At 40.0% G+C, this 8,715-nt stretch carries 3 protein-coding genes; all 3 read left to right on the top strand.

Going from position 1 to position 8,715, the window contains the following annotated elements:
* On the top strand, positions 1–292 hold a 292-nt coding region (locus E1163_RS17175; protein ID WP_221418022.1), incomplete at its 5' end, for a hypothetical protein.
* Positions 293–747: 455 nt separating this feature from the next.
* Entirely contained in the window at positions 748–4,890 is a 4,143-nt protein-coding gene (locus tag E1163_RS17170) for a hybrid sensor histidine kinase/response regulator transcription factor (RefSeq protein ID WP_155173686.1), read from the top strand.
* 263 nt (positions 4,891–5,153) lie between these two features.
* Positions 5,154–8,715, top strand: a 3,562-nt coding sequence (locus E1163_RS17165) for a hypothetical protein (protein ID WP_155173685.1), incomplete at its 3' end; no start/stop codon positions are given.

Raw genomic sequence — 8,715 nt, 5'->3', positions numbered from 1 at the left:
AACCAGCAACCAGCAACAATTGGATATTAATCGGATTTTGATAAATTGCGCAGTTATAAACCCTTACGTAATGAATCAACCTACTCACCTAAGTTTACAGTTTCTCTCCTGTGTTGCTCTTGTAAGCACGCTTTCTTTAGGGTGTTCGCCGGGATCTTCAAAGGAAAAAGCTTGTGAAAAAGATACAGGAAAACATGTTGAAAATAAGTTAAGTCAGTTGCTTTCTGGCTCAAACGACATTTTAAAGAGTTTGAGTACCTGGTTGACAACACACTTATTGAAAAAAATATAACTTAGACGGTCGACCATTAATATTTGGTGACCGGCGCAACCCTTTATTTGTATTTCCCCATAGTACAATACCGGCTAAGTAGGCACGGTAGCTGGTCTGAAGAAGCTTCAATTCACTAAAGGCCGGGGTAGAGGGCAGTAACTGACCTGATGACATGGTTATCAGGGCCGGTTCACTATATCTGTCAGTTGGACTTATGCGTGATTGACAGAATAATTGTAAAGCTGAAAGGATTTGTGATAGGCCATATCGGTCATACTGCTTAACTCTCGAAGTCAAGCCATGGAGATTTATTTGTGTCTCAAACATGTTGTATATTTATGTAAGGTTCAAATGATTTTTATTGGGTAAATTATTGGGATCAACGGGTGATATGCCCTCTCTTTAAAAGGGAAGCAGGTCTCACAAATTTTACCGGCTTGAGATGTGAAATTTTTAATAACCCAAATGTAAGGATGAAGATAAGCATACTTGTTTTATGGGCATTGGTGTTTAGCCTGCAGGTTGTACAGTCAGTGGCACAATTGCGAATGCCCGTACCTTATAAATTTGAACACCTTGATGTAAATGATGGCCTTTCTCACGGACAGGTTGATTGCATCCTCAAAGACAGCCGGGGCTATATATGGATAGGAACTTCCTCGGGGCTTAATCTTTTTAATGGCTATACCATACAAAATTTCATTAATGATCCCCGAGATAGTACATCAATCAATTCAACTATTATATTAGATATTTATGAAGGCCCTGACGGTAATATTTGGATCAATACTCCCCAAGGGTTTAATATTTACAATCCAAGACTGGAAATCTTTGAGCATGACATCTCCGGTTATGCCAGAAAATACAACCTTATTGATGCTTCAATAACAAGTATTGTCAAAACTGATGATGACATCTACTGGTTCATCAGTTTAGGGCAGGGCGTTACCCGTTACAACAGTCAGGATCATACTTCGATGCACTTTGGTGAAGACAAGGAGTATACTATTGGGTCAAACACTGTTGCTTCAATACGGCAGGATGGGAATGGTGACATTTGGTTTATTCATAATAATGGTCTGCTTCAAAAGGTTGATGGAGAATCCTATAAAGTAATTGAGCAATACTCATATCTGGTGGATCAATTCGAAGGGCAAACGGGGAATTTTGAGATGATTACAGACAGCGACAATGACCTGTGGATTTACCGGCCATTTGTAGCGAAAGGGGCATTTCATTTCAAATCAAGTAATAAACAATTTATCAATTACACTAAAAAATCGAGTCCTATAAAGCTAAATACTGACCTGGTAACAGGAATTGTAGAGGATGCTGATGGTAAAATATGGATAGGTACTGATCATGGAGGAATCAATGTGGTTGATAAAAACTCAAAATCGATCAATTATTTGCTACACCACCCTGAGATAGAAAACAGCCTCTCACATAACAGTATTTACTGTTTATATAAAGACAATCAGGATATTATTTGGGTTGGGACTTACAAAAAGGGAGTGAATTACTACCACAAGAAGATCAAAAGGTTCCCTCATTTCAAGCATAGCCTCCTTGCTCCAGGAAGCCTGCCTTATGACGATGTAAATCGTTTTGTTGCAGATTACAGGGACAATATCTGGATAGGAACCAATGGAGGTGGGTTGGTTTACTTTAATAGGGCAGAAAATACATTTACCCAATATACCGCTAAACCTGGTGATCCTAAAAGCCTTAGTAGTGATGTGATTGTAAGTATGTTGATCGATAAGTACAATATGCTATGGATCGGCACATACCAGGGAGGCCTTGAACGTTTTGACGGTAAGCAATTTCACCACTTTCAAGCGGATCCTGAAAATGCCTCAAGTATAGCGGATAACAATATCTGGGAGCTTTTTGAAGATTCAAAAGGCACGCTATGGGTAGGAACATTATCAAATGGTCTGGATCGGTATGATAGAGAGACAGATAAATTCATACATTACGGGCTGAGTACAACAGGAACCGATAGCGCATTGCATATTCAATATATACAGGCTTTGGCTGAAGATAGTGAGGGTAACCTATGGGTGGGAGGTGGTGGAGGAGTAGATATTATAGATCTGGCTACTAACAAGATTAAGCGCCTTAGTGAAGATCCAGATGGTCCATATCTTTTGCCTGCACACACAATAATCAGTCTGTACAAAGACACCCTCGGGCGTATGTGGGTAGGTACGCAGCAAGGCCTCTACGTTTATGATAAGGATGCGACATTATTAAATATGTTTACTTCCGAAGATGGACTTCCCCACAATACAATCCTGACTATACTTGAGGAAGATCACAATAGTCTCTGGTTTAGCACACCAAATGGGATTTCTAACCTTATTATAGAGGGGGCAAATGATCTTTCACAGGCTCGTTTTGTTAATTATGACGAAAGCGATGGGCTACAGGGAAAAGTTTTTAATGAAAATGCGGCGCTAAAAACCCACAAAGGAGAATTGATATTCGGCGGAGCCAACGGATTTAATATTTTCAATCCCAAAGAACTAAAAATTAATGAAGAGAATCCGAAGATTGTGTTTTCCGATTTTCAATTGTTCAATAAAAGCCTAAGAGTAGGAGAGCAACACGAGGGTAGGCCAATTCTTACCAAAGCACTTCCCTTTACAGATAAAATCACTTTGAAGTATGATGAAAATGTGTTTTCCATTGGGTTTGCTGCTATTGGGTTTCTACATCCCGGAAAAACCAAATATCAGTACAAACTGGAGGGTTTTGATCACCAGTGGCGTATGGCTGATGAAACCAGGAGGGCAACTTATACTAACCTTGACCCGGGCAGTTACACCTTCAAAGTCATTAGTTCCGACGGTGACGGAACTTGGAATGAGCGTGATGCGGCCAGCATAGACATTGCTGTACTGCCTCCTTTCTGGAAAACCAATTGGGCGTATGCACTTTATGTGTTAGTTATACTTGCTATACTTTATGTGGTAAGGAGGGAGATTCTTCAGCGAGAGAGAGTGAAGTTTAGGATAGAACAGGCTCGAAGGGAAGCGCAGCAAATGCACGAGTTGGACCTTCTTAAAATCAGGTTTTTTACCAATTTGAGTCATGAGTTCCGTACGCCACTGTCCCTGATACTTGCACCCCTGGAAAAACTCATGGCTAATGCACAAAGTCAGTATCAGAAGATGCAATATCAGATGATAAACCGGAATGCCCGCAGGTTGCTGAATCTGCTTAACCAGTTGCTGGACTTCCGTAAACTTGAAGTAGATACCATAGGTCTTCATACCTCAGAAGGGAATATTATTAAATTCATTGAAGAATCTGTACATTCTTTTTCAGACTTGTCTGAAAATAAGAATGTAACACTTCATTTTCACTGTGAAGAGGGAGAACTGCACGTGTTGTTTGATATGGATAAATTGGAGAAGATCCTTTTTAACCTGCTGTCAAATGCATTTAAGTTCACTCCGGAGAGCGGTCGTGTTGATATAGAAGTAAATTTCCATGACCAGGAAAAAGACATGAAGCTGGTCGAAATTAAAGTGAGCGACACTGGTATTGGTATCCCAAAAGAGCAGCAGGATAGGGTTTTTGAGCGTTTTTTCAGGAGTGATGTACCGGGCAGTGTGATCAACCAGGGAAGTGGTATAGGGCTGGCTATCACCCGTGAATTTGTAAAGATCCATGGAGGTACTATTGCCGTAGAAAGTGAACCAGGCAAGGGTACATGCTTTACAGTACGTATACCTGTAGAGGAAGTAGGAAAAAAGGCAGAGATCTCTCAGGAAAAACTGGTCAATAACAATGGACTAGTGAGTGATATGGAGTACCATGAGCCGGAGCACGATCATAATGAAGATACTCCATTGATTCTGCTGGTGGAAGATAATGAAGATTTCCGCTTCTATCTGAAAGATAACCTGAGCGTACATTTCAAAGTGAATGAAGCCAGGAATGGTAAAGAAGGGTGGCAAAAAACACTTTCATGCATGCCCGACCTTATAGTTAGCGATTTGATGATGCCAGAGCTCAACGGCATTGAACTTTGTAAAAAACTAAAAGAAGATGCCCGAACTTCACATATTCCTGTAGTATTACTAACAGCAGATTCCGCAGAGGATAAGCAAATCAAAACCCTCACCTTAGGTGCTGATGACTATATAACCAAGCCGTTTAACTTTGAAATATTGCTGTCGAGGATTAAAAACCTCATACAGCAACGAAAAGTACTCCAGGAGATATACCAAAAAAAGATCAGCGTACAAACCAGCGAAATGGAGATCATATCCCTGGATGATAAGCTTATACAAAACGCAATTAAAGTAGTAGAGGAAAATATTTCCGATCCTGAATTTACGGTAGAAATGTTTAGCAAGGAGCTTGGGCTAAGCCGGGTGCACCTTTATAAAAAACTGGTGTCATTGACTGGTACCACCCCCGTAGAGTTTATCCGTAATATAAGATTGCAACGGGCAGCCCAATTCCTGAAAGAAAGCCAGTTGACAGTAGCAGAAGTTGCTTATAAAGTAGGGTATAACAACAGGAAGTATTTTACCAAACATTTTAAAGCAGCTTATAACGTACCCCCGTCTGCTTATGCTGCCAGTGAAAAAGAGTAGACAATTTATGGAGATTGTATTATAGTAACAACTAATTTGGTTTAGCGTTCTAGTAGGTCTGTATGGATGGTTTTGGTATTAAAATACAATTATTTTTTTGAACTTGTGGCTGAGTTTTATACGTTTGCATCCTCCCCATATTTTATCATTCCAGATCATAGTTGTATATCATGGCTTTAAGCATTATGTTGCGATTGGCATCAGCCTTTTGCTGTTTTTTCACAAAAATAATTTTGACGTTATGTTTTTATTACAGTTGTATATTGCATCCCTTGCAAGGACAGGATGTTATACACGAGATTCAACCTAACATTATACCGTTATCTCCCACTGCAGATAACCTGGGTAAATATGGTGAAGTGGCTGTGGGAGAATATACAGGAACTCCTGATATTTCTATTCCTTTACACACTATTAAATCAGGTAAATTGGAGTTTCCTATTAACCTATATTATGATGCTTCAGGAGTAAGGGTAAATCAGGAAGCAACATGGGTAGGCCTTGGTTGGCAGTTGTCGGCCATAGCCGGAATTACGCATGTTTCGGTAGGTGGTAATGACCAGGCTGTAAATCAAATTGAACCTATTGAGGATTGGGAAAAACTGATTAATTATATTAACCCATCAAAGATCTATCCTACAGTCGGGCATGAATATGTGCCACATAACACAAGTTGCTCCAATTCTTTTGAAGATAGTGACAAGAACCAAACACCGGGCAATGTCATACGAAGCGCTATCAATGGCCTCGGTCAACCGGATATTTATAGTGTAAATTGTATGGGAATGTCTTTTAAATTTTATAAAACACGGCCACTGAACAGATACGGAGGAGGTTCAGTCTGTAAAATTTATGGAGACAAAGGTAATTATAGAATTGAGGTAATAGACGGTATGGGTTTTAAGATTACAGATGGTGATGGTGTGGCATACACATTTGCCGCACAAGAGGGGACAAATTACCTGCGAGAAATAAACACTTGGTATTTAACAGAGATCAGAAGGCCTGATGGTGACTGGCTGAAGTTTACGTATAAAAACTTTGGATTAATTCATGCTCTTCCCCCGGCCAGCGAGCAGGAGCTGCATGGTGCTAACAATGTGATATTTGAAGAATTTGGAGCCTGGAACAGAAAGGTTTTTCCAGAAACACTTAAAAACCTCTACCTCACGGAAATAGAGTCTAAGACTGAGCGAATAACATTTAAGCTCAGTGCCAACAGGAGTGATCTTAAGGGGGACGGAGCGAGAAGGCTGGACGAGGTGGTTGTTGCCAATAAATTTACCGATAGCAACAAAAGGTTCCTTTTTAAGTATGATTATTTTCAGGGAGAAAAACTTTCTGGTAATTATCTGGCGCCTGGGTGGGCAGATGGCAGTTCAACCATAGCCATGAATGAAGACCATCTGAGTAAGCGAATGAAGTTATTGAGCATAACGGAAAAAGCAACTTCTGGTCAGGAAAGAACCCATACTTTTACCTACAATGAAGAGAAACCCCTGCCATGGAAAACTTCTTTTGCGGTAGATCACTGGGGATATTATAATGGAGAGAATACGAACAAAAGAACATTTATCCCACCACTTTTTTCAGTTTCCCTGTTTCAGAAGTATATAAGGATTCCAAATGATATAGATCCGTATAGTGGAGCTAACAGAGGTGCAGATCCTGAATATATGACTGTTGGTTGTTTACAATCAGTAACATATCCTACCAAAGGGAAGACGGCATTCACATTTGAGCCTCATACCTTTAGCAATTCAATGGTCTTATCTGCCCAGGAAGAAAACAAGGTGGCTAAATCGGGAAGACAGCATATTTACATCTATGACCTCAACTATCCTGATGGTACCCCGTCAGCGGAAATTTATGAAAAGGAAGCGGAAGCAGAGTTTGCATTGAAAGAAGAAACCACCGTTGACATTACGGTAAATATTAACAATAAAAGAGGTGAATTTACCTTTGAGCAAATGCAGGGTACCACAGTCTACCTGTTGAAAATAAATGCAGAGACGGCCAGTGTTTCACTTTATAAACGCTGGGACGTAGAACACTTTTTCGATGACGTTTACGACAAAGTATGGAATGAAAAACTCACACTCCCGGCAGCAAAATACGTGATTAAATGTAATGTGAGGGATGACCTGGGGTTTCAAGGCTATGAGCCGTTGGCACAAGCTGTTGTTGTGTATTCTAGCACTGAGGCAAATGATCCGGTGCTGGAATCCCATGAATTTTCAATAGGTGGTGGCTTGCGCATTAGCCAGATCCAAAACCTGGACGCGGATGGTGAGGTCATCTCAACAAAGCAATACGAATATGTGGATGAAGATGGGACCACAAGTGGTAAGCTCATGGTTCCACTTTACTATGCAGAAAACAGAAAGTTTAAATACTTTAATAATCAGAGTTTTCCATATTGTACCAACTCTGCCCAACCTGGAAGTCCGGGGGCTTCTCGGATTATCAAGCAGCAAGTGATCATAAATCGTTCCAACTCTACTTACAGTACAACCACTTCACCTATAAAAGCAGCCATAGGTTATAGTAGAGTAGTAATTAAAGAACTTGATAAGAAAAGGGTTGCCGGTAATGGAAAAATCGTCAAAACATTTACTAATGACCCCCCGGTAACTCTGTTTTGGGGGAATATAACCTTAACCGGGTCACTTCTTAATGGAACCCATTTGTCAGAAACCTTTTTCAGATCAGGAAATGAAAAAGTAAGAATGATATCTTATGATTATAACTTGCAGGACAGAGAAAAGGATTGGATCAATGTTACAATTAGGCGTATTGTAGCTGGAGCTCCTTTGTGTACCTATGGTGGTGATAGCGATTCATTTTCTTCTTGTGATGAGGTAGGGGAATTCCAAATAGGTGTTTTTTATTACGAAAACTACAAGAAGCTTTTAAAAAGTAAAACGGAGACGCATTATACCCTTCAGGGTGAAGTAACCAGGGAAGTTTCTTATGAGTATAACCTTAATAACTATGAGGTAAGCAAAATAACAACACAGGAAAGTGATCAGCACAGCATAATTACAAAATTCACTTATCCACATGATTATTTAGGTACTCAAAACTCGGACGGTTATGTAGCGGGTTCTATGGTGGAGCGCAATATCATCAACCCCGTAATTGAGCAAATACGCTATAACGATAAAAATGAATTGCTTGAAAGAAGAAAAACGGCATGGTTCTTTGTAGAACATAATTATATAGAGCCGGTAAGGGTAGAACAACAACTTAAGAAAGGTGCTACATATACGCTCTTGAACAACCAAAAATTCTCTGATTATGGCAATGTCGAGCAGTTTACTGCGAGTGATAAAATTGTCCATTCCCTGATCTGGGGGTATGATGATTCTTATCTGCTGGCTGAGGTGGAAAATGCCAAAAGAAATGATGTTTTCTATACAGGCTTTGAAGCTGGCGATGGCAATAGTAATGAAGGTGACTGTCATACAGGATATTTTAGTAGAATAGGAGGTTATACAAAAGAACTTTCTGGTCTGAGCGGAGGTGCATACGAGCTTTCTTATTGGGTTAAGACAGGTAATAGCTGGATATTTAACACAAAACCGGTAAAGGTAACTGACGGTTCAGGGACTTACACCATATCTATCAGTACTACAGAGCCAATAGATAATATCCGATTTGTCCCGCTAGGAGCCCGTATGACTACCTATACTCACGATCCGTTATATGGGGTTACTTCAATAACCGATCAGAATAATATGACTACATTTTATGAGTACGATCATTTTGGTCGTCTGAAGCTCATAAGAGATAATGAGCGCAGGATTCGTGACCATTTCCAAT

Origin of the sequence: Fulvivirga kasyanovii, from assembly GCF_009711405.1 — a bacterium.
In the GTDB taxonomy this organism is placed as follows: Bacteria; Bacteroidota; Bacteroidia; order Cytophagales; family Cyclobacteriaceae; genus Fulvivirga; species Fulvivirga kasyanovii.
The sequence above is the reverse complement of the archived record's forward strand: the minus strand, read 5'-3'. Positions and strand labels throughout refer to the sequence as shown.